The organism is Martinezella rhizogenes (assembly GCF_000799715.1).
Lineage (GTDB): Bacteria > Pseudomonadota > Alphaproteobacteria > Rhizobiales > Rhizobiaceae > Rhizobium > Rhizobium rhizogenes_C.
In genome coordinates, this window is sequence record NZ_JUHG01000013.1 from 376,215 (window position 1) to 397,774 (window position 21,560).

Sequence of the window (21,560 nt, forward strand, 5' to 3'; positions counted from 1 at the left end):
CTGCGGTCCTCGCGGCCGCAGGCCAGAGCCGTTATTCAATTGGGCTTCTCCGACAAGGTGGTCGCCATGCACCAGAAAAATTTCACTTTCCATAGCGCTACCCCCAAAGCGGAGGAGCAGGATGGCTTCATTGACCTCGATCGCCTGATGGCAATGGTGATCCGCCGTATCCGCACCATCATGCTCGGCGTGGCCATCTTCGTTGCGCTGGCGATCGCCTATCTGTTGTTCGCCACCCCGACCTATACGTCGGCGACACAGATATTGCTCGATGAAACCATGACCAAATATGCCGAGGACCAGCCGCCGCCGACCAGCGGCCAGCAGGCTGACATGGATATTGCCAGCGCCGTCGAGATCCTGAAATCCAACGAGATGGCCCTGCGCGTTGTCGACACGGCCGGTCTCATCGACAATGACGCGTTCGTCAATCCACCGCAGTCGCCGGTCGCTTTGATCAAATCCGGTGTGAAGCTGATCGCCAGTGTCTTCAAACCCGCCAAGCCTCCCTTGACGGCCGCGGAAGCACGGGAGGCACGGCGTCAGCAAGTCGCAGCCATGTTGCAGGACGCTCTCAAGGTCGAACGCGTCATGCGCAGCTCCGTCGTTTCGGTATCCTTCAGCTCGACCGATCAGGTCCTGGCGGCGAAGATCACCAGCGCCTATGCCGATTCCTATCTGACCGACCAGCTCAACGCCAATTTCGATGCGACCGAGCGCGCGTCCGTCTGGCTGCAGGAACGGCTGAACGACCTGCGCCAGCGCGCGCAGATAGCATCGCTCGAAGTCGAGAAGTACAAGGCGGAGAACGGCTTGACTTCGACTGGCGGCGAACTGATGTCGGAGCAGCAGATCTCCGATCTGAACAAGCAGCTGATCATAGCGCAGGCCGACACTGCCAGCGCCTCCGCCCGCTATAACCAGTACAAGTCGATCATCGATCAGGGGCCGGACAATGCGGTGAAAAACGCAACGATCTCGTCCAGCCAGTCCGGCAACAGCGTCTTGCAGGACCTGAAGACCCGCTACCTTGCGGTGCAGAAGCGCGAGCAGGATGTGACGCAGAATTTCGGCGCCGACCACCCCCAGGCCGTGGCTTTGAAGGCGGAGCGCCAGGACATCACCCGCCAGATCTATGAGGAACTCCAGCAGCTGACGGCGAGCTACAAGAACGAATACGACGTAGCGCAATCGCGCGCGACATCGTTGCGTGACAGCATCGAGGGCATGGTCGGAAAGAACTCCGAGGCCAACAAATCCCTCGTGCAGTTGAACGAGCTGAACCAGAAGGCGACGGCGCTGAAGACGTTGTACGAATCCTATCTGGGCCGCTTCGAGGCTGCGGCGCAACAACGATCCTTCCCGATCGCCAAGGCGCGCGTCATATCCGCGGCTGGTGTTCCGACCGCGCCGTCAAGCCCGAAGAAGACGCTTGTCATGGCGCTTTCGATCATTCTCGGTTTGATGGCCGGCGGTGCCTTTGCCGCGTTCCAGGAGTTCCGCGATCGCTTTTTCCGCGTCGAGGCTGATGTGCGCGCAGCGCTCGGGCTCAAATTCCTCGGCTATCTGCCAATGCTTGGCCAACAGGGCTTTCCGAAGAAGAAGAACAGCCGCAAAAACAAGGTTGGTCCGATGCCGGCAATGGCCACGGCAGCGGTCGAAGAGGGCGAAAACGGCGTCGCCTTCGAACGCATCATGCGTGTCTCCGTCGAAGCCCCGCGTTCGATGTTCGCCGAGACCCTGCGAAACGCCAAGCTTGCCAGCGATGTCATGCTGCAGGGACGCACAGACCGGGTGATCGGTGTCGTCTCCGCACTACCCGGCGAAGGCAAATCGACGACAGCCGCCAATTTTGCCGCCCTGCTCGCCAGCAGCGGCAAGCGGACTTTGCTGATCGACGCCGACTTGCGCAATCCGGGTTTGAGCCGGACGCTCAGAACGCCGCCGCAGGTCGGGCTTATCGAAGCAGCGCTTGGCGAAGTCCCCTGGGCAAGCGCCGTCAAGGTCGATCCGCGCACCAAGCTTGCCATCCTGCCGGTGGTGCTGCGCGATCATCTGCTCCATACCAGCGAGCTTCTGTCCTCGCAGGGCATGATGAACCTAATGGAGAATGCGCGGAAGATGTTCGACTATATCGTCGTCGACCTTGCGCCGCTCGGACCCGTCATCGACGCCAAGGCCTTTGCGCCGCAGGTGGATGCTTTTCTGCTCGTTGCCGAATGGGGCGCGACGCCGACCAGTCTCGTCAAGGACATTCTGGAACAGGAGCCGCAAATCAATTCGCGCATCCTCGGCGTTATCCTCAACAAGACCGACATGTCGGAACTGTCGCGCTATAGCGAGTTCGGCGCCACCGAACGCTACCGGCAGAAGTATGTCAGCTACTACACCGAAGACCATCCTAGAACCGAGGTAGAGGCGTAAAAGCCTCTATCCCCCAGCAGCCCTTGCTCGAGCTTTGGCCAGGGCATTTTCACGCCAGATCGTGAAAATGCCCGCACCCACGACAATGACGGCGCCGATGATCATATTGACGCCGAGCGTCTCGCCAAAAATCGCAACACCGATGATGGCGGAGAAGACGAGCTGCAGATAGGTGAGCGGCTGGATCACCACCGCGTCGAGAAGATCATAGGCGCGGATGAGGAAATAATGGCTCGTCATGCCGGTAAGGCAGAGCAGGCCCATGAAAACCCAGTCGGACGGCAGAAGCGGCGTCCAGAAAAATGGTCCGACTGTGCTCATCGCGACCGCCCCCACAACGCCGGTGTAAAAGAAGCTCGTCATCGACGAATCTACCCGGCTGACATAGCGGGTGATGACGACATAGAGTGAAAACACCAGGGCGCCCGCCAGCGGCACCAGGAAGCGGATGTCGAAAAAGCCGCTTTCGGGCTTCAGGATCAGCAGCACGCCAACAAACCCGACCGAGATCGCCAGCCAGCGTCGCCAGCCGACTTTTTCGCCGAGGATCGGCACGGACAGCAGCGCCACGATCAGCGGGCCGGATGAGAAGATCGCCTGCGAATGCGCAAGGCCGACCATGACGAAGGACGAAATGGCGATGACGATCTGCAAGGCGAGCAGCAACCCGCGGACGACCTGCAGGCTGGGCTTCCTGGTATGGGCAGCCGCGCGCAATCCACCCGGCGATCGCGCCGCCAGTGCGATCGCAAACAGCATGAAGCCCCAATAGCGGATCATCGCCACGAAGAGCGGCGGATAGGCGCTGACCAGATGTTTGGAGATGCCATCCTGTATGGCGAAAATACTGATCGCCAACAGTGTGAAGACATAACCGGCAGTGTTGGATTTCATTTCGGCTCGAAGGAAGATTGCATGCGGCCCCGAAAGCGCCGACTGACTCGACGCTGCTAGTCACAATAGGCCATCCGATCTTTCAATCATAGGCTTTGGAAATGGTCTCCACGCACGAAATATGCGTATCAGCTGTTTTTCGTACCCTCGACAAAGGCGGCAAATCCTTCGATGAAAGCGGCGAGGTTGTGCTTCACCTTCTCGTCGATGATTTTACTTTCCGCATCGAAAACGCTGCCGGCGCGCGAGACCATCAGCCGCCCGCCGAACCACGGATTGGTGCCGAGCGTTCGCAGCACCGGCAGCCAGGCATTCTGGCTGAGGATCGTGCCGAAATTGCCGGGCGACGCGCCAAGGATGGCGACAGGCTTTGCCTTGAAAACGCGGGTGATATCGTCCGACGGACGGCTCATCCAGTCGATGGCGTTCTTGAAGACACCCGGAAGTGAGTTGTTATATTCCGGCGTGAACAGGATCAGCCCATCGGCGGCGGCGGCCAATTCCTTCAACTCAGTCACCTTCTCCGGAATCCCCTCTGCTGCCTCGATATCAGCATCGTACAGCGGCACGCCATGAATGGTTGCGGCGATGAACTCGACACCTGGCGGCACCAGTTCGACAGCGGCATGCAGCAGCGTCGTGTTGAAGGAGCCCTTGCGGAGGCTGCCCGATATGCCAAGTATTTTCATCGTATCCCCCTGATGGATTGAGGAGAGAAGATTTGCCGTTCCAGGCCGATCGTCAAGGGAGGGATCGGCCTTTAGGCGCGGATCATGCCGCAAGAAGCGATTTCAGTTTGACATGGCTCGCCGTCAGCGCTTGGGGATCGGGATGCGCGCGCGCGGCGATCAGCATTTCGGCAAGGCGGATATCGCGGGCGACGGCGTTGCCTCGGCCGATGCCGCTGGCCGCGAGAAGCCGACCGTTATCATCGAGATGAAAGAGGATGAAGGCTCCGTCGGAGAGATCGCGCCTCAGCATCGCCGTGGCGCCATCGGCGAGACCGGCGATCTGCAAGGTCAGATCATATTGGTCAGACCAGAACCACGGCACGGCGGAAATGCTATTGCCTTCGCCCAGCATGTTGCCGGCGGCCAGCGTTCCCTGTTCCTGCGCATTGCGCCAGGACTCCAGCCGAACCCGCCGCCTACCATAAAGCGCCAGTGGGAAAGAGCAGCAATCGCCAGCCGCAAAGATATCGGCTTTGGAGGTTTCCAGCCGCTCGTTGACAGCGATGCCGTTGTCAATGACAAGGCCGGCTTTTTCCGCCAACGCGACGTTCGGCACCGCGCCGATGCCGATCAGGACAAGATCGGCGGAGACGATCTTGTCGTTCTCCAGGTGGACAACAACGCTATCCGTCCCCTCCTCCACTGCGACAATGGTTTCGCCGCAGAAGATATCGACACCTTCTTGCCGATGGCGCCCTGTTATGACCTCTGCAATCGCGTCCGGCACGCCTCGCTTCAGGATGCGCGGCAGGCCCTCGATGATGGTGACCTTAGCACCGAGCTTGCGCGCCGTGGCCGCCAGTTCGAGACCGATGAAACCACCACCGATAATCGTGATGTGTTGACCAGGATGAAGGGCAGATCGCAAGGCGCGAGCGTCGGCATGGGTGCGGAGCGCACGAATACGCTCGCCGGTTCCCGCAATACCGGGGAAGGCGCGTGCAGATGCTCCGGTTGCCAGCAGCAATTTGTCGTAACTAAGTTTTTCTCCGCCGGTGAGCGCGACCACCTTGGTGGCCGGATCGATGTCAATCACATCCGTGCCAAGCCGAAGATCGATGCGCTGTTCCGCGTAACGCTCCAGTGCCGCCACGTATTTTGGCTCATTCGCGTGAACAAGACCCTCTTTGGAAAGCGGCGGACGCTCATAGGGCGCGACCGGTTCGGCACCGATCAGGGTGATGTCGCCGTCAAAGCCCTTCTCCCTCAGCGCAAAGGCAGCGCGCGCGCCGCATTCCCCCGCTCCGACGATGATAAAATGCGGCATGGCTTTCTCCTTAAACGGCAATGAAGACGGTGCCGCCCTCGACCTTGACCGGATAGGTCTGGAGATTGACGCAGACAGGCGCGCCCTTGGCCTCGCCGGTCCGGTAATCGAAACGGCCGTTGTGCTTTGGACATTCGATGATGTTGTCCATGACCAGCCCGTCGGCGAGATGGATCTGCTCATGCGTGCAGAGGCCGTCGGTCGCGAAGTAGTCATCGTCCGGGCTGCGATAAATGGCGAAGGTCCGTCCGCCATGGTCGAAGCGCATCACATCTTCCTCGTCTATCGCATCGGCTGCGCAGACTTCGATCCAGTTGCCACTCATTTTTGCCTCCCTGTTTTCAGTTTTTTGCTGCTATTGCGCCGCTTCGGGCAATGCGCCGTGGAATTCTTCCCGGTAGGGCCGCGCCGTCGGCGGCAGCTCACGCTTCAGGAAATAATCCTCATTGCGAAGCTGGTGGAGAAAGGCCGGGATCATTTCGCGATAACCCGACCAGATGGACGGATTGGGCTGCGGAAGGTCGTGTTTGATCATCGCATGCAGCTTCGGCAGCGCATGGTAAGGCACCATCGGGAACATGTGGTGCTCGACATGGTAGTTCATATTCCAATAGATGAAGCGGCTGATCGGGTTCATCAGCACCGTGCGGCTGTTCAGCCGGTGATCGATGACGTTGTCGGCAAGGCCGCCATGCTGCAGCAGGCCGGTCAGCACATGATGCCAGGCGCCATAGAGCCGCGGCAGGCCGATCAGCACCAGCGGCAGGATCGAGCCCGTGTAGACGACTGCTGCGATCGTCACGACATAGATGGCGGTCCAGATGCGGGCGATACGGATCGCCTTCGGCTGTTCCTGCTCGGGGATGAAGGTCTTTTCTTCGGCACTGACAATGCCGGCGGCATTGCGGATCATATCCAGCATGCCATAGGCGGCATCGAGAATGCCGAAGAAATTCAGGACAAGGCGCAGGAGATCCGGCGGCCGCATGACGGCGATTTCCGGATCGCGGCCGACGATGACGGTATCTGTGTGGTGGCGCGTATGGCTCCAGCGCCAGGTCACCGGATTGCGCATGATCATGAAGCAGGCGATCTGATAGACCGCGTCGTTCATCCAGCGCGTCTTGAAAGCCGTGCCGTGACCGCATTCATGCCAACGGCTGTCGGAGGCCGAGCCATAGAGCACGCCATAAGCCAGAAAGAAGGGGATACACAGCCACGAGCCCCAGAAATAGACGCCGAGCCCGGCGAAGACCGCCATGCTGCCCAGCCAGATGATCGTGTCACGAATGGCGGTCTTGTCGGAGCGCTGCATCAGCGCCTTCATCTCCTTGCGGGGAATATCAGTGTGATACCATTCCGCCGCCGCCAGCCCCGTTTCGACCGCCCGCTTGCTACTCGGGCCGAGCAAGCTGTAATCGCGTTTGATTATCTCAGTCATCTCTTCCTCCCGCGATGCGCAGAAATGAGCGCGCCGCACCTCATGCCGAAAAGGATAGGCTTAGTTTTTTCTTGCCTCAATGCTGGAATGATGGAATCTATCAAAAGCAATCATTCTGGCATTTCATTATTGATAGAACACATCAGGAGCCGATATGCGTCGCCCGACGATTTCCGATCTCGCAAAAGCATCCGGCGTCAGCGTCGCGACGATTGATCGCGTACTCAACGGACGACATCGCGTCCGGGAGGAAACGGCCCGGCGTGTCTATGAGGCCGCCCAATCGATCGGCTATCATGCAGTGGGCTTGCTGCGGCAGCGCGTTTTCGAGGACCTGCCGCAATACCGGCTGGGCTTCGTGCTGCAGAAGCCATCGCAGCCCTTCTATCAAGCCTTCGCCAAGGAGATTACGACGACGGCGCAAACGGTCGCCACCGCACGCATCCATGCACAGGTCGATTTCGTCGCCGCGTCGACACCGACGGCGATCGTCGAAAAGCTGAAAGCCATGGCGGCGCGGACCCAGGCCGTTGCGCTTGTCGCACCCGATTATCCGGCGGTAACCACCGCAATTGAGGAACTGAAGGAAAAGGGGATCCCCGTCTTTTCATTGCTCTCGGATTTCGCGACGGGCGTACGCGAAACCTATATCGGCGTCGACAATCGCAAGGTCGGGCGCACGGCCGCCTGGACCATCGCCAAGTCGGCGGATCGCCCGGGCAAGGTTGCCTGCTTCGTTGGCAGCCATCGTTTTCACGGCCATGAACTGCGCGAGATCGGCTTTCGCTCCTACTTTCGCGAGAATGCGCCCGATTTCGAGGTGCTGGATACGCTGATCAATCTCGACACAGCAGAAATCACCCACGAGGCAACGCTGAACCTCTTGCAGAAACATCCGGATCTCATCGGTTTCTACGTCTGCGGCGGTGGCATGGAGGGCGCTATTTCCGCTATCCGCGAGGAAGGGCTTGCCGGCAAGCTGGTCGTCGTCGTCAACGAGCTGACGCCGGAATCGAAGGCGGCGCTTGCCGATGATGTCGTCACCATGGTGATCGGCACCCCTCTCCCCTCCCTCTGCAAGGAGTTGTTTGGCTTGATGATTGGCGCCATTGAGCGCGGCGAGGCGGCCATGCCGAGCCAATCCTTCCTGCCCTTCGACATTTTCATCTCGGAAAACATCTAGCTGGCATTGATGGAATCCCCTCATTGCACGGATATTTCTATCATCAATGATGGCCGATCCTCGCGCTCGGCGATGGATCGGCCGCGTGATTCTGGATAGTCATCTGTGGCATGTACGGCCAAGCAATTGTCCCGCCGGCCGACGAGGAGGAATACCCGCATGAGTTCCATTCGCTTCGCGCTCAATCACATGTGCGCGCCGTCCCTGTCCCTTGAATCCTTCTTCTCCACGGCAAAAAGCCTCGGTATCGACAGCGTCGAAATCCGCAACGACTTGACCGGCAACGCGATCATCGACGGCACGTCGGCGGCGACCGTCAAGGCGCTTGCGGCAGAGCATGGTTTGACGATCATTTCGATCAACGCGCTACAGCGCTTCAACGAGTGGAATGAGGCCCGCGCCCAGGAAGCGGCCGAACTTATCGGCTATGCACGCGATTGCGGCGCCAAGGCGCTGGTGCTGGTTCCCGTCAACGACGGCAGCGGCCGTGAGCCGGAGGCTCGCCGGCAGAACCTCCTGAAAGCATTGACGTCGCTGAAGCCAATGCTGGACGAGGCTGGGATCATCGGCCTGGTCGAGCCGCTCGGTTTCGAGATCTGCTCGTTAAGCTCAAAGACGGAAGCAGCCGCCGCGATCGAATCCTTACGCGCGCAATCAACCTTCCGCCTCGTCCACGACACGTTCCATCATCACCTTGCCGGCGAAACGGCAATCTTCCCCGAGCTCACCGGCCTGGTCCATATCTCCGGCGTCAGCGATCCCGACGTCTCAGTCTCCGATATGCGTGACCCGCATCGCGTCCTGGTCGATGCCAGTGACCGCCTCGACAATGCCGGCCAGATGCGGGCGCTGTTGTCCGCCGGCTATGCCGGCCCCTTCTCCTTCGAGCCCTTTGCGCCGGATGTACACGCGCTGAAGGAATCGGCGGAGGCGCTGAAGCAAAGCATGGCCTATTTGTCCGCGCAGGTTTGATGGCGGCAAAGCGAGCTTCCAACCGGATCTCGCGGATCAATCGTGTGAATGTGGCCCATGATCGTGTGAGCCATGTTCCGACGGGATAAGATGCAAATTCCCGAAACGCACACCGCGTTGGGTGACCACGCTGTCGGCGAAGGATTTGATCTCTCCGACCGTGCCTTTCAGCACCGAGACCTCAAGGCAATCCTGCCCGTCGACATGGACATGCAGCGTTGAGACCGAAAGGCCATGGTGATGGTGCTGCGTTGTCGTCAGGCGGCGCGAGAGGTCGCGGGTCTCGTGTTCGTAGACATAGGTAAGCGTGGCGTAGCACTTCGTCTCGCTGTTGACGGCGGCCTGTTCGCGGGTGACGGCGTCGCGCACAAGATCGCGCAGCGTTTCAGAGCGGCTGGCATAACCGCGCTGTTCGCTGATCTTGTCGATCGTCTCGAGAAGATCGTCATCGATGGTAATGGTGATGCGCTGCATCTCTTTCCCCTTTTGCGAATGCACCGACTAGAGGAAATTTCAGCGAGAATTGCAAACGGCACCTGCTGCCTGTCATTCCCTGCCCCGGAACCGGCGCTGATAGGCGGGATCGTAAAGCGAGCTCTCGCGGAAATCGTCGGCGGTAAGTGACGGGCCAACGAAGATCAGTGCGGTGCGCTCGATCGGTTCGGCCGCGACCTTGGCCTCGATCGTGCCGAGTGTACCCCGAAGAATGCGCTCGTCCGGCCAGGAGGCCTTGACGACGATCGCCACCGGGCAATCCGCGCCATAAATCGGCGTCAACTCCTCGACCACCTGCCCGAGCGCATGGATCGCCAGGTGAATGGCGAGCGTCGAACCCGTGGCACCAAATTTCTCCAGCGTTTCATTGTTCGGCATCGGCGAGGCGCGGCCGGAAACACGCGTGAGCACAAGGCTTTGCGCAACGGCGGGAATAGTCAGCTCGCGTCCGAGGGCAGACGCCGCCGCCGCAAAGGCGGGAACGCCGGGCGTCAGCGTGTAGGGAATGTCGTGCTTTTCCAGACGGCGGATCTGCTCGGCGACAGCACTCCAGACCGAGAGATCGCCGGAATGCAGGCGGGCCACATCCTCGCCGGACGCAGCTGCTTTCAGATATTCGGCCTCGATTTCGTCCAGTGACATGGGTGCGGTGTCGACGATGCGGGCGCCGGGCGGGCAATATTGCAGGAGTTCCGGCGAGACGATCGAGCCGGCATAAAGGCAGACCGGGCATTTGCCGATCAGATCCCTGCCACGCACGGTGATCAGGTCGGCCGCACCCGGTCCTGCTCCGATGAAATGCACCGTCATTCCGTTCCCTCACTTCTCATTCTTTAACCCAGGACCACTGCGTCACCGGCATCGCGGGCCGCCAACCGGTCATGCTGCCGATGGCTGCTGCGCGGGCGATATCGATGCGGATCAGCGAGCCGCCACGCCGGGCATGTTCGGCCAGTAGGATCGCTTCCATCTCGGTCGTCACCGCATTGGCAACCAGCCGCCCACCCTTCTTCAATCCGCCGATGGCCACGTCCATGACGCCCGCATCGCTGCCACCACCGCCGATGAAGATCGCATCGGGCGTGGGTAGATCGGCAAGCGCATGCGGTACCTGTCCCTCGACGACTGTAAGCCCCGGGACACCGAAATTTGCCGCATTATCTCGGATGCGGGCAGCACGGTCGCCGGAGGATTCGATGGCGATGGCGCGCATCGAGGGATCGGCGAGCATCCATTCGATGGCGATAGAACCGGAGCCGGCGCCGATATCCCACAGCAATTCGCCACGGCGCGGCGCGAGCGCCGACAAGGTCATTGCCCGGATCTCCCGCTTGGTGATCTGGCCGTCATGTTCGAACAGGTGATCATCAAGCCCGGCGGCGAGAGGCAGGATGCGTGCATCCTCCCCAGCGACGACGTCGATTCCGCAAACGTTCAAATCATTGATGCTGGAAAGCGCAAAATCGGAGGCTATCTGCGTGGAGACACGCTCATTCGGCCCACCCAGGGCTTCAAGAACTGTCAGCATAGATTGGCCGAACCCGTTCTCCTGCAACAGACGGGCAAGATCAGCCGGCCCCTGCCCGTCCGAGGTCAGGGCCAGGATTTTTCGGTCCGGATGCAGATGTGGTCGGACGAGGTCGATCGGTCGGCCATGCAGCGAGAGGGTAGTGACGCCCTGCAACGGCCAGCCGAGGCGCGAAGCGGCAAGGCTAAAGGAAGACGGCGCGGGAAGGACGGTCATTTCGGAGATGGGGATATGTCGTGAAAGCGTTGCACCGACGCCGTAAAAAAAGGGATCGCCGGAAGCGAGGATGACGGTCAGCATTCCACGCCGCGCGAGCACGGCCTCGATGGAGTTTTCGAAGGGGCTCAGCCAGGCATGCGCCTCGCCCTTGATCAAGGGCCGCATGAGGTCGATATGCCGCGCGCCACCGAAGACAACAGGGGTGGATGCAATCAACCGCTTGGCCTCGTCGCCGAGCCCGGCTGGACCGTCCTCGCCGATGCCGATAAGAGTGAGCCAGCGTTGAACGGAAGGTATCTCAGACATGAGCGGAACCCGCATTCTGATCTTGGGTGGCACGACGGAAGCCCGCCGGCTGGCCACCGCGCTGGCTGCACGCGCCGATCTCGATATCATCCTGTCGCTGGCCGGCCGAACCGCCGATCCGGCTCCGCAGCCGGTTCCCATTCGCACCGGTGGCTTCGGTGGCGCCGAGGGTCTCGCCCGCTATTTGAAGGATGAGGCCATCAATCTGCTGATCGACGCGACCCATCCCTTCGCCGCCCGCATTTCCACCAATGCTGTCGAAGCCGCCGGTCGCAGCGGCATTGACGCCTTCGCGCTCCGTCGGCCCGTCTGGTTGCCGGTCGAGGGCGATCGCTGGCGCACCGTGCGGAGCGTTTCCGAGGCGATTGCAGCAATCGGCCCTTCCCCTCTGCGCGTCTTCCTGGCGATCGGCCGGCAAGAGGCTCATCATGCCAATGCCGCGCCTGACCATCATTATTGGGTGCGCAGCGTCGATCCGGTCGAGCCGGTGCTGACGGCGCCTGATGTCACCTATATCCACGCCAAGGGTCCGTTCCATCTGGACGACGAACTGGCCATGCTGCGGGAACGCCATATCGATGCGATTGTCACCAAGAACAGCGGTGGCGATGCCACCTATGCGAAGATCGAGGCTGCGCGGCAATTGGGCATCGAGGTGATCATGGTCGAGCGCGCGCATGCCGCCGGCTTGCCGGCTGTCGAAACTATCGAGGCTGCGCTGCATCGTATCGATCATCTCGCCTCTTCCTTGATGAAGCGCGGCGTGTAAACTAGGTCAGACTTTCCCTCGCGAGTGATGACGCACGTCTCGGCAGAGCCGATGATCACGCAGGTCGCCATATCAGCATGCGATGCCTCGGCCTCCGCAAGCCGCGCAACCGCGATGCGCTCATCCGGCCGCCCGGCAGCACGACCAAAAATGACGGGCGTCGCAGCCGGCAATACGTCGCGCAATATCTCAAAAGCCTTGCCGAGCTGCCAGGGGCGTGCCTTGCTGATCGGATTGTAGAGTGCGATCACCAGTCCTGCCTGTGCGACCGAGCGAAGCCTGTTTTCGATGATCGTCCAAGGCTTCAGATTGTCGGACAGCGAAATGGCACAGAAATCGTGCCCCAGTGGCGCGCCGATGCGCGCGGCAACGGCAAGCATGGCGGTAATGCCCGGCACAACGACGAGGTCGACATCGCGCCACTCGTCCGGCCCATTGTCGATCGCCTCGCAGACTGCCGCCGCCATGGCAAAGACACCGGGATCGCCGCCGGAGACAACGCAAACATTGGCACCCGCCACGGCCCGCTCCAGCGCTGCCTTGGCGCGGTCTAGCTCTTCGCGATTGTCGGAGGCATGGCGGATCTGATCCGCGCGCAGCGAAAGACGATCGAGATAGAGACCATAGCCGAAGAGTTCGGTAGCATCAGCTGCGGCAGCCAGTGCCTCCGGCGTCATCTGCTCCGGATTGCCGGGGCCTGTGCCGATGATCGAGAGACGCCCGCTCATGGTTTTCCTTCCCAACCGGGAACAAGGATCAGCGAGAAATAGGGGGCCTCGATATCCCCTCTGCCGGCAAGCGGCGTCATCGCGCCGTTCATCATCGTACCGCGCTCGACATAGATGGCCTCATCGAGCCGTCCGGCGGTCTCGAGCGCACGACGGATTTTCGGTAAGTTGCGGCCGACCTTCATGATCACGGCGGCCTGGGTATCGCCGAGACGGCGGGCCAGCTCGCCTTCCGCCATCGTGCCCGGAAGCACGGAAAGCACGTCGTCTCCCTGCACCATCGGCAGACCGGCGAGGGACCAGCAGCCGGACATGGCCGTCACACCCGGGATGACCTCCGTTGGAAAACGGTCGGCAAGGCGCACATGCAGATGCATATAGGAGCCATAGAAAAGCGGGTCGCCCTCGCTGAGCACAGCGACGGTTTTCCCATCCCTCAGATGTGCGGCGACAATTTCGGCGGAGACATCGTAGAAGGAGGTGATCTGGCGATTGTATTCCGGTGCATCCTTGTCGATTTCCGTCGTCACGGGATAATAGAGCGGCAGGAGCGTTGCGTCGGCTCGCAGCAGATCCTCGACGATCGCGCGGCCGTTGCCACTCCGCCCCTGCTTGGCGAAATAAGCGACGACATCAGCCGCCTCCAATGCCTTCACAGCCTTGATGGTCAGGAGATCCGGATCGCCGGGGCCGGTGCCGACACCGATCAGCCGGCCGGTGGAATGCGCGTTCATAGGCCGGGCCTCGCCAATGCATTGAGGGCGGCGGCGGTAATGGCGCTGCCGCCAAGCCGGCCGCGGACGATGGCATAGGGAACGCCATAGGAGTTTTCGGCCAGCGCATCCTTGGATTCCGCAGCACCTACGAAGCCGACGGGCATGCCGATGATAGCGGCCGGTTTCGGGGCGCCGTCGCGCAGCATTTCAAGCAGATGGAACAGCGCCGTCGGCGCGTTGCCGATGGCGACGACGGAGCCGGCCAGACGATCGCCCCAAAGATGCATCGCAGCCGCAGAGCGGGTATTGCCGGTAGCCTTCGCCAATTCCAGCGTGCGCGGATCGTGCAGCGTGCAGATCACCTCGTTGGCGGCCGGCAGGCGGGCACGGGTGACGCCATGAGCGACCATCTCGGCATCGCAGAAGATCGGTGCGCCACGCGAGAGGGCTCCGCGAGCGACAGCGACGAAATCGGCAGAGAAGACGAAATGCTCGGATGCTTCGACCAGGCCGCAGGCATGGATCATACGAACGGCAACATCGGCCTCCGCCTCGGAGAAGCGCGACAGATCAGCTTCATTGCGGATGATCGCGAAGGAGCGCTCATAGATCGCATTTCCCTCGCGGATATAGTCATAGTCTGGCATTCCTACCCCTGTCGTAGCGCTGTAACGACCGCATCGGCGCCAAGTCGTGTAAGACACTCCTCCGTCGATTCGCCAGCACCTTTATTATTCCGCACCAGCCGGCTCATCCGCGCGAGTACCGATTTTAGTTCTTGTTTTCCGATGTAGGCCACGGGCTCGCTCGATGCGGACCCATTTACGACAATCCCATAGCCTGTTGGCGCACCGACGAATGTAAGCGCTGCCTTGCCCGGATGGGCACAGCCTTTGCGGCAACCGGAGAGATGCACGGTCAGCGAGCCATCGAGCAATTCGGAGGCCAAGTCGAGCACATCCGCGGCGACCAGTTTCGTGGCGTAGAAAGCGGAAGCACAGGCTCCCGCCCCGGAACAGACGTCTATGTGGTTCGACGGATCAGCCGCGCGGGTTCGAAAACCATGCTTGCCGGCCGCCAGCTGAATATCCCGGGCCGCTCCATCTGCAAGGCCCAGCACCAGCAAGGCGTGGTCCGGCGCAGTCCGGATTTCATTTGCCCCGGCAGCTTCGGCGATATCGAGGAAATTCAGAATATCTCTGGCATGGATCTGCCCGAAGGAGGGACGCAGGCCAAGAACAAGGTTGTTGTCACCGAGATGATGAATGCCGATTGGCGAAACATGCTGGCCGGCGGTGCCGGGTGCCCCGTCTTGCATCGAAGAGAACCTTGCCCGCAGGCTGGCTGTGTCGAGATCGCGGCCGCGTGCAGTCGGGCCAAGATGGGCCAGCGCTTTCAGCAGCTCGATAACAGCCGGGATGGATTGCTCGGCGGGCAGAGATGCCAGGACCTTCGCTGTCTGCGCCGTTCCACCTATCGCCAGATTCCAAACGGTCGAACTGCTGTCAGCTTTTGTGGCCCTCAACCTTATATCCGCCGACATCGCATCCAGCGTCAGCCGCCCACCGCCATCGATGATGATGGTCAGCTTGGGAGCCAAGACTGGCTGAGGATCGAGTGCTACGATTTCCCGGCGAAGCCTCAGGGCCATATCCCGTGCATCGGCCGCCTCCAACGGGTCCAGCCCGCTGAGCGGCGGAACCTCGATGGTAACACCGCTCTCCGGAACGATGCCGGCGCGATCGATGTCTGCGGCGAGACCTGCCATACTGTCCGTCGTCATACCGCGCAGTTGAAGATTGCCGCGCGCCGTGATCTCGATCAGCCCATTGCCATGCTTCGCAGCCGCCTCGGCGAGCGCTCGAAATTGCGCAATGGTCAGGCCCGGCGTTGTCGGGCGCAGCCGCACGAGCAATCCGTCGCCGGTCACCATCGGTGCGCTGAGCGAAGGGCAGGCGCCGCGGGCCATCGACGGTGCATCCGCAACGCAGGAGAAAGCATCCATCTCCTGTCGCGAGGAGACGTCGTGCCTTTCCATCCTATAGCTGTCGGCCACCGCCATGAGACAATCCTTATGAAGGACATGTCCTGACATAATCCGCATCGGCGGGCAAATAATTTGGCGGCAGGCGCCGCCTCATGCCGGGTCGTCGAAATCCTGGCCCTTGCGAAGCAGATAGATATCCATGATCCAGCCATGCCTTGCCCGCGCCTCCGCCCGGGTCGTCACGATACGATCCGACACATCGGCGAGCCGGCCGGCAATGGTGATCTCATCCTCGGTGCCGAGATAGGCACCCCAATAGATATAGACATCGGGATCGTCGATCTTGCTGAAGGCCTGCTCGCCGTCGAGCATGACGACGGCGGTTTCGACCACGCCGGGGAAACTTTCCGCCAGCCGGCGGCCGGTGGTGATCTGGACCGGCTTTCCGACGAGATTGAGCGGAATGCGATGGCTCGCCGTCAGCGCCTGGATGCTGGTGATGCCGGGAATGACGCTATAATCGAGGGCAACACGTTTGCGCGCACTGACCCGCTCGATGATGCGGATCGTGCTGTCGTAGAGGCTGGGATCGCCCCAAACCAGGAAGGCGGCGCTGCCGCTCTCCGAGATATGCTCCTGGAACAGCCGTTCATAGGTTGCCGAGAGATCCGCATGCCAGTCGTCGACGCTCTGGACATAGCTGCGATCAGCCGTCTGGCGCACCGGCACGGCATAGTCGACGATGCGGATGGTCTCCTTCGTGACATAGCGCTGACAGATATCCCTGCGCACCTCGGCAAGCTCTGCCTTGGCCATACCCTTGCTGGGGATGAAGATGACACCGACCTCGTTCAGCGTATTGATCGCCTGCACGGTCAGGTGCTCGGGATTTCCCGTTCCGATACCGACAATATAGATGTGTCGCATGTCCAAGCCCTCGTTCCATGGGCTGTGTGCCGGAAGCGGGGGGCTATTTCAAGTGCGGCGATAGAACTCACCACTCAAGCGACCCCGATCTTTACATGTGAGTATGCTTCGGGAAAATCGCCATCCGTCACCCAATGGGCTCCATCGTAATAGAAACCGCATTTCTGAAAGAGATCGCGAACAATCAGATTGGCTTCCGTTTCGATAATACGTCCGCTCTTCAGATCTCCATGATGATAGAGAAAACGAAGGACAGCGCTTTCAACCCCAAGCCCAACGACCCGGCAGCTCATGACAAACTGATCCAGGTGAAACCGATTCAGTATTGCCACACCGACCAGCCCATAGGAGGAGTAGTTGTCTTGAACTTCAAACGTTGAGAATTTCCAACCATCGGCAAATGCCCGGCTGCATTCTTCCATGCTCCATCGCTTGCCAGTCGTATTGAATTGATTGGACTTATTGAGTAATTCGAATGCGCGTGCGAAGCTACTATGTGAGATATCTGTTATCTCCCGGATAGCAACCTTCACCCCCAGGGATGTGAGAAACTCGCCGCGACTCATCTGGGTCCTGGCCGTCTCACGCTTGACTTGATCCTGGATCATCTCTGTACGACGAGCGGATTCCTGACTGATGTAAGGCACCTGCAACTCCGGCGCCCATAGAAGGATTCTCCGGATCGAGTATAGCTCCGCTCCCAATGTGCGGATTGCCGGGAACGCCGCCTGGACCGATTGGCGCTCGACCGGATTGTCGTCAATAAAGAGAACATTCTTCGGCAGGAGGTTTGTATAAGTCAGAATCTCCTGGATGTTTTCAGCCTTCGGCCGCCAATTGATCTTCCGGATCGCAAAATCATCAAGATTAAGCCTCCCACCAAGAATATCTGGCCAAAGTTCATTTATAGTCGCTTCCTCGTTTTTGCTGACGATTGCAAGGATTATACCCCTGTGTTTGAGATACTTCAGGGCTTCGACCATCCCAAGCGGCCAGCCTTCAAGGATATGGGGGTGAATGCCTTCCTCAGCCACGACGCCACGCCAAAGGGTGTCGTCGAGATCCAGGATCACCAGCTTCACACTGTCTTTCTGCCTGATCGTCCGATACATGGCATCTACTTCACCCCATAACGCGAGGACGAAGTCATCTATATTGAATGGATAAAGGTCCGAAAGCTTGGTGGGAACAGCGATGCGTCCCGTATCATGCTCGCTGTCCCAATCATTGGCATAGGACGCGTGACTCCATGTCCAAACGAAGTCTTCCTGGATATATTTTTTGCCAAAGGTGCAGGCTATCGCATCGGTTTGAACGATATGAGTATTGGTCCTTTCTTCCGCAATCTGATGAAGGACCTTATTGAGCTGTTCAACAAAATAGGTCGGGTTGCGAAAATCGTGGCGGGGCAAAAGCCGCCCTATGAGGTTCTGCTGAGGTGTCAGAAACTCCGATACGAACGTCAATAGATTGGAGTTTTCGGTATATTGCAATGCACCGTTCAGCGTTTGAAAAAGCCTATCCTTCGCTTCTTCGAATTTCTCGATGAAGGGCGCTTCGCTTTCATGGGATAGATCAGCGAGCATCGTTTCGGGTAGGACGGTTCGCAATGGAAGATAGACAAACTGAAAGTCATATTCATCAGCGGGCCTTGGCAAAGCGCCTTCGGAAACGCCGGGAAAATTGTAAAGAATATGGTCTGCTTGAACATCCGGGAAAACGCGATGCGCATATTCCGAAACACCCTGCGAAGTGCACGAGCCAATAACGAGAATTCGTTTGATTTCGGTAGCGAGCACAGCCAAGTCTTGTGGTACCCGAAAGCTGAACTCGGAGGTCGATCTCGTCACTGATAGGTTGCTTTCGAGCATTTCTTTGTGCCTGATTGTGCGGTTGAGATCTCATCGGAGAATGCTTAAATTATTTAGAAAATTATTTTATATATGATATAGAATAAAATATTTACTTCATGAAATAAGATTTATACTTAAATAATATAAACATCGTAGCAATAAATATACGCATACATGTATTTTAAGTTTGAAAATACATGAAATACCTAAATATCGATGAATATCATGCTACAACCATCATATTTTCTACCATAGATAAGTAATATCATTATAGATTTGCATCGACGCCAGCCGGAAACCGTCTACGTTATACGTATTCCGCACCATAGGCTGAAATTTTCGATAACTTAGACGCCCAACAGTTGTGATGAGAGAGAGGGCATGGCTGTCGACAACGAATTCGCCCGGGCACAGTAGATTGGCGGAGTAACGCGTCAGTGACGCAGGGAGCATCTGCGTCACATTCCAGGCGTCATGGAATGAATGGTAAGGGCCGGAGACCGACGTGCCCTGCTTGGCGCTTCACGATGGCATTGGGCAGCCTCGGAATTTTCAGAAATTACGCAAAGGAAAGGACGGTGTGCTCGCCGACCGTTGTGTAACGCCAACGCCCGGAATGGGTTTCCTTTGGCAAAATCCGACCCAGAAAACGTCGCAGCTTGGTCAATATTGCCGGTTGGTCTAAAAACGTCGTCAGGAACAATTTATTCTGAAAGACATCACATTCCTTGCCGGACGACAGAACGTCCCGCGGCGCGTCCGGAAAAGAGGCAGCCACCCAGGAAAGTCCCCTCCAGCGCGCGATAGCCGTGCATGCCGCCGCCGCCAAATCCTGCGGCTTCCCCGACCGCATACAGGCCGGGAATGATGTCTCCGCGACCATCGAAAACGCGGCTTTCAAGATCGGTTTCCAGACCACCCAGGGTTTTGCGGGTGAGAATATTGAGACGCACCGCGATGAGCGGACCATGGGCAGGATCGAGGATTGGATGCGGCTTGGCGGTGCGCCCGATCTTGTCGCCCAGATAGCTACGGGAATTGTGAATGCCCGTGATCTGGGCATCCTTGGAAAAGCGGTTCGCGATCTGTCCGTCGCGAGCGCGGATCTCGCGATCTATCTTTTCCAGTTGCAGCAGCTCCGATTTGACAAGACGGTTCATGCCGGCCACGAGATCCGGCAGGCTGTTGGCGACCACAAAGTCCTCGCCATGCTGCTTGAATGCCTCAACGGGCGCGGGCGCCGTCTTGCTGAGGGCGCGGCGTATCACCAGCTTCCAGCTTTTACCGGTGAAATCGGGGTTCTGTTCGGATCCGGAAAGAGCGAATTCCTTGCGGATAATGCTCTGGTTCAGAATGAACCAGCTATAGTCATGGCCGGTAGACATGATGTGCTGCAGGCTGGTCAGGGTATCGTAGCCGGGATAGTTGGGCTGGGGCAGCCGGTTGCCTTTGGCATCGAACCACATCGACGATGGCCCGGGGAGAATTCGGATCCCGTGGTTCGGCCAGATCGGCGCCCAGTTCTTGAGGCCTTCGGTATAGTGCCACATCCGGTCGCGGTTGATCAGGCGCCCTCCGGCTTCCTCGGCAATTCCGATCATCCTGCCGTCGACATGCTTTGGAACGCCCGAGACCATCGTCTCCGGCGGCTTGCCCAATCTCTCCGGCCAGTTCTGGCGCACGAGATCGAGATTGCCGCCGATGCCGCCGGACGCCACGATGACGGCACCGCCGGTCAGTTCGAAATCGCCCACTTCCACGCGCGAGGTTTCCATGCCGCGATTTGCGTCGCTTTCCTCCAGAACGGCACCCGAAACGCCAGTGACAGCGCCATTGACGACCGTCAGCCTGTCGACGCGATGCCGCCATAAAAAGCGGATCAGGCCTTTCTCTTCAGCCGCCCGGGCGCGCCGTTCGAACGGTTCGACCACACCGGGTCCTGTTCCCCATGTGATATGAAACCGCGGAACGGAATTGCCGTGGGAGGTTGCGCTGGCCCCTCCACGCTCCGCCCATCCGACGATCGGAAAGATGCGATGGCCCATGGCCCGCAGCCAGCTACGCTTTTCGCCGGCCGCGAAGTCGACATAGGCCTCCGCCCAGCGTCTTGGCCAATAGTCCTCATTGCGATCGAAGCCTGCCGTGCCCTGCCAATCCCGCCATGCGAGGTCGCGTGAATCCTTGATGCCAAGCCGGCGCTGCTCCGGTGAATCGACAAGAAACAATCCACCCAGCGACCAGAAAGCCTGCCCCCCGAAATTTTGCTCTGGCTCCTGATCCACGACGATCACTTTCCGGCCCGCATCGGCAAGTTCCGTCGCGGCAACGAGACCCGACAGGCCGGCTCCCACAACAATGGCATCGGCAGACAATTTTTGCATCGCATCCTCCCAAAACGCGAATTTCTCTTACTATAGTTGTATCGTGGGGAGAACTCCGCGAAGCAAAATCGATGGCAGCCAAGCTGATATGTTCGATTAAAACGGGACGTTAGGACCAGCTTTCCTTGACCGCCTGCATGACGACATTGGTCGAGGTGCTCGCCACGAATGGCAGGCTTGAGATCTTCTCGCCAAGCACGATCCGGTATCGGCGGATATCCGACGTCCTGATCTTGAGAAGATAATCAAAGCGGCCGGCGATCATGTGGCACTCTTCTATTTCCTTGATCTTTTTGACGGCATTGTTGAAGCTGAGCAAAGCCTGCTCGCGCGTATCCGTCAGTTTCACCTCGGCAAAGGCGACATGATCGAGGCCGAACTTGGCGGGGTTCAGAATTGCCTTGAAGCCGTCGATGTAGCCCGTGTCGATCAGCTTTTTCAATCGCGCCTGGCAGGGCGTCTTGGAAAGGCCGACACGCTCGGAAAGGTCCGTGATCGACATGCGGCCGTCTTCCACGAGCGCATCGAGGATCTTCTGATCGAACTGGTCTATTTCACTGGTTTTAGTCATTTCTATAGGCAATCCCATTTGAAATGTCGGATATTGAAGTTCAATATGACTGCAATTTCGTAAATTCAAGGCAGAACGTCCTTTACGGCTGAGATATAATCTCTCGACGCGTTGGAGCGTCACTCCAGCCAAGCAACAAACGCCTAACAGGCGATCGGCATTTCAGAC

The 21,560-nt window shown here is 59.1% G+C and carries 20 protein-coding genes; 4 read left to right on the forward strand and 16 right to left on the reverse strand.

Annotation, left to right across the window (positions count from 1 at the left end; genetic code table 11):
* Positions 1-66 precede the first annotated feature (66 nt).
* Positions 67-2,424, forward strand: coding sequence for a polysaccharide biosynthesis tyrosine autokinase (locus EX00_RS13685; RefSeq protein WP_047460292.1), 2,358 nt, complete (start codon positions 67-69; stop codon positions 2,422-2,424).
* Positions 2,425-2,430: 6 nt separating this feature from the next.
* Here EX00_RS13685 and EX00_RS13690 read toward each other — a convergent pair whose 3' ends face one another.
* The 5 genes from EX00_RS13690 to EX00_RS13710 form a co-directional block, all read right to left on the reverse strand.
* Positions 2,431-3,318: a DMT family transporter gene (locus EX00_RS13690; RefSeq protein WP_052210737.1), complete on the reverse strand. Its 888-nt coding sequence runs from the start codon at positions 3,316-3,318 to the stop codon at positions 2,431-2,433.
* A gap of 128 nt (positions 3,319-3,446) precedes the next feature.
* Entirely contained in the window at positions 3,447-4,007 is a 561-nt protein-coding gene (locus EX00_RS13695) for an NADPH-dependent FMN reductase (RefSeq protein WP_047460294.1), read from the reverse strand.
* An 82-nt stretch (positions 4,008-4,089) separates the two neighbouring features.
* Complete coding sequence (locus EX00_RS13700; RefSeq protein WP_047458550.1) at positions 4,090-5,316, reverse strand: NAD(P)/FAD-dependent oxidoreductase; 1,227 nt, start codon at positions 5,314-5,316, stop codon at positions 4,090-4,092.
* Between the two features lie 10 nt (positions 5,317-5,326).
* On the reverse strand, positions 5,327-5,641 hold the full coding sequence (locus tag EX00_RS13705; RefSeq protein WP_047458551.1) for a MocE family 2Fe-2S type ferredoxin: 315 nt from the start codon (positions 5,639-5,641) through the stop codon (positions 5,327-5,329).
* A gap of 30 nt (positions 5,642-5,671) precedes the next feature.
* Positions 5,672-6,757, reverse strand: coding sequence for a fatty acid desaturase family protein (locus tag EX00_RS13710; protein WP_047458554.1), 1,086 nt, complete (start codon positions 6,755-6,757; stop codon positions 5,672-5,674).
* Positions 6,758-6,911: 154 nt separating this feature from the next.
* Here EX00_RS13710 and EX00_RS13715 point away from each other — a divergent pair, with 154 nt between their 5' ends.
* Both EX00_RS13715 and EX00_RS13720 read left to right on the forward strand, forming a co-directional pair.
* Complete coding sequence (locus EX00_RS13715; RefSeq protein WP_047458557.1) at positions 6,912-7,940, forward strand: LacI family DNA-binding transcriptional regulator; 1,029 nt, start codon at positions 6,912-6,914, stop codon at positions 7,938-7,940.
* A gap of 159 nt (positions 7,941-8,099) precedes the next feature.
* Complete coding sequence (locus tag EX00_RS13720) at positions 8,100-8,912, forward strand: TIM barrel protein (protein WP_047458559.1); 813 nt, start codon at positions 8,100-8,102, stop codon at positions 8,910-8,912.
* A gap of 36 nt (positions 8,913-8,948) precedes the next feature.
* Here EX00_RS13720 and nikR read toward each other — a convergent pair whose 3' ends face one another.
* The 3 genes from nikR to EX00_RS13735 all read right to left on the reverse strand — a co-directional run bounded on the left by nikR (position 8,949) and on the right by EX00_RS13735 (position 11,460).
* A complete protein-coding gene (nikR, locus tag EX00_RS13725) occupies positions 8,949-9,386 on the reverse strand; it encodes a nickel-responsive transcriptional regulator NikR (RefSeq protein WP_047458562.1) in 438 nt (145 codons plus the stop codon).
* A 72-nt stretch (positions 9,387-9,458) separates the two neighbouring features.
* Positions 9,459-10,217, reverse strand: a complete 759-nt coding sequence (cobM, locus tag EX00_RS13730) for a precorrin-4 C(11)-methyltransferase (protein ID WP_047458564.1) — start codon at positions 10,215-10,217, stop codon at positions 9,459-9,461.
* A 16-nt stretch (positions 10,218-10,233) separates the two neighbouring features.
* Positions 10,234-11,460: a bifunctional cobalt-precorrin-7 (C(5))-methyltransferase/cobalt-precorrin-6B (C(15))-methyltransferase gene (locus tag EX00_RS13735; RefSeq protein WP_047458567.1), complete on the reverse strand. Its 1,227-nt coding sequence runs from the start codon at positions 11,458-11,460 to the stop codon at positions 10,234-10,236.
* On the opposite strand from EX00_RS13735, the gene EX00_RS13740 reads away from it, so the two are divergent.
* Positions 11,459-12,229, forward strand: a complete 771-nt coding sequence (locus EX00_RS13740) for a cobalt-precorrin-6A reductase (protein ID WP_047458569.1) — start codon at positions 11,459-11,461, stop codon at positions 12,227-12,229. The genes EX00_RS13735 and EX00_RS13740 overlap by 2 nt on opposite strands.
* Here EX00_RS13740 and EX00_RS13745 read toward each other — a convergent pair.
* From EX00_RS13745 to EX00_RS13785, 8 genes are all read right to left on the reverse strand, one after another.
* Positions 12,193-12,957 (reverse strand): precorrin-3B C(17)-methyltransferase, encoded by a 765-nt coding sequence (locus EX00_RS13745; RefSeq protein ID WP_047458572.1) that lies wholly within the window; start codon positions 12,955-12,957, stop codon positions 12,193-12,195. The two genes, EX00_RS13740 and EX00_RS13745, sit on opposite strands and share 37 nt — an antisense overlap.
* Positions 12,954-13,691: a precorrin-2 C(20)-methyltransferase gene (locus tag EX00_RS13750; protein WP_047458574.1), complete on the reverse strand. Its 738-nt coding sequence runs from the start codon at positions 13,689-13,691 to the stop codon at positions 12,954-12,956. The genes EX00_RS13745 and EX00_RS13750 overlap by 4 nt, the downstream gene beginning before the upstream one ends.
* Positions 13,688-14,320, reverse strand: a complete 633-nt coding sequence (locus tag EX00_RS13755) for a precorrin-8X methylmutase (RefSeq protein ID WP_047458576.1) — start codon at positions 14,318-14,320, stop codon at positions 13,688-13,690. The genes EX00_RS13750 and EX00_RS13755 overlap by 4 nt, the downstream gene beginning before the upstream one ends.
* Positions 14,321-14,322: 2 nt before the next feature.
* Positions 14,323-15,735 carry a precorrin-3B synthase gene (cobG, locus tag EX00_RS13760; protein WP_080761242.1) on the reverse strand — a complete coding sequence of 471 codons (1,413 nt, stop codon included), beginning with the start codon at positions 15,733-15,735 and terminating at the stop codon, positions 14,323-14,325.
* A 75-nt stretch (positions 15,736-15,810) separates the two neighbouring features.
* Entirely contained in the window at positions 15,811-16,587 is a 777-nt protein-coding gene (cobF, locus tag EX00_RS13765; protein WP_047460298.1) for a precorrin-6A synthase (deacetylating), read from the reverse strand.
* A gap of 74 nt (positions 16,588-16,661) precedes the next feature.
* Complete coding sequence (locus EX00_RS30805; protein WP_052210738.1) at positions 16,662-18,458, reverse strand: HAD-IIIC family phosphatase; 1,797 nt, start codon at positions 18,456-18,458, stop codon at positions 16,662-16,664.
* 701 nt (positions 18,459-19,159) lie between these two features.
* Positions 19,160-20,821: an FAD-binding dehydrogenase gene (locus EX00_RS13780; RefSeq protein ID WP_047458581.1), complete on the reverse strand. Its 1,662-nt coding sequence runs from the start codon at positions 20,819-20,821 to the stop codon at positions 19,160-19,162.
* Positions 20,822-20,930: 109 nt separating this feature from the next.
* Positions 20,931-21,392 carry an Lrp/AsnC family transcriptional regulator gene (locus EX00_RS13785; RefSeq protein WP_047458583.1) on the reverse strand — a complete coding sequence of 154 codons (462 nt, stop codon included), beginning with the start codon at positions 21,390-21,392 and terminating at the stop codon, positions 20,931-20,933.
* Positions 21,393-21,560: the final 168 nt, after the last annotated feature.

Bases quoted from the DNA above. Each gene is read 5' to 3' on its own strand.
- EX00_RS13685 (WP_047460292.1), top strand. From the start codon at position 67: ATGCACCAGAAAAATTTCACTTTCCATAGCGCTACCCCCAAAGCGGAG.
- EX00_RS13690 (WP_052210737.1), bottom strand. From the start codon at position 3,318: ATGAAATCCAACACTGCCGGTTATGTCTTCACACTGTTGGCGATCAGT.
- EX00_RS13695 (WP_047460294.1), bottom strand. From the start codon at position 4,007: ATGAAAATACTTGGCATATCGGGCAGCCTCCGCAAGGGCTCCTTCAAC.
- EX00_RS13700 (WP_047458550.1), bottom strand. From the start codon at position 5,316: ATGCCGCATTTTATCATCGTCGGAGCGGGGGAATGCGGCGCGCGCGCT.
- EX00_RS13705 (WP_047458551.1), bottom strand. From the start codon at position 5,641: ATGAGTGGCAACTGGATCGAAGTCTGCGCAGCCGATGCGATAGACGAG.
- EX00_RS13710 (WP_047458554.1), bottom strand. From the start codon at position 6,757: ATGACTGAGATAATCAAACGCGATTACAGCTTGCTCGGCCCGAGTAGC.
- EX00_RS13715 (WP_047458557.1), top strand. From the start codon at position 6,912: ATGCGTCGCCCGACGATTTCCGATCTCGCAAAAGCATCCGGCGTCAGC.
- EX00_RS13720 (WP_047458559.1), top strand. From the start codon at position 8,100: ATGAGTTCCATTCGCTTCGCGCTCAATCACATGTGCGCGCCGTCCCTG.
- nikR (WP_047458562.1), bottom strand. From the start codon at position 9,386: ATGCAGCGCATCACCATTACCATCGATGACGATCTTCTCGAGACGATC.
- cobM (WP_047458564.1), bottom strand. From the start codon at position 10,217: ATGACGGTGCATTTCATCGGAGCAGGACCGGGTGCGGCCGACCTGATC.
- EX00_RS13740 (WP_047458569.1), top strand. From the start codon at position 11,459: ATGAGCGGAACCCGCATTCTGATCTTGGGTGGCACGACGGAAGCCCGC.
- EX00_RS13735 (WP_047458567.1), bottom strand. From the start codon at position 11,460: ATGTCTGAGATACCTTCCGTTCAACGCTGGCTCACTCTTATCGGCATC.
- EX00_RS13745 (WP_047458572.1), bottom strand. From the start codon at position 12,957: ATGAGCGGGCGTCTCTCGATCATCGGCACAGGCCCCGGCAATCCGGAG.
- EX00_RS13750 (WP_047458574.1), bottom strand. From the start codon at position 13,691: ATGAACGCGCATTCCACCGGCCGGCTGATCGGTGTCGGCACCGGCCCC.
- EX00_RS13755 (WP_047458576.1), bottom strand. From the start codon at position 14,320: ATGCCAGACTATGACTATATCCGCGAGGGAAATGCGATCTATGAGCGC.
- cobG (WP_080761242.1), bottom strand. From the start codon at position 15,735: ATGGCGGTGGCCGACAGCTATAGGATGGAAAGGCACGACGTCTCCTCG.
- cobF (WP_047460298.1), bottom strand. From the start codon at position 16,587: ATGCGACACATCTATATTGTCGGTATCGGAACGGGAAATCCCGAGCAC.
- EX00_RS30805 (WP_052210738.1), bottom strand. From the start codon at position 18,458: ATGCTCGAAAGCAACCTATCAGTGACGAGATCGACCTCCGAGTTCAGC.
- EX00_RS13780 (WP_047458581.1), bottom strand. From the start codon at position 20,821: ATGCAAAAATTGTCTGCCGATGCCATTGTTGTGGGAGCCGGCCTGTCG.
- EX00_RS13785 (WP_047458583.1), bottom strand. From the start codon at position 21,392: ATGACTAAAACCAGTGAAATAGACCAGTTCGATCAGAAGATCCTCGAT.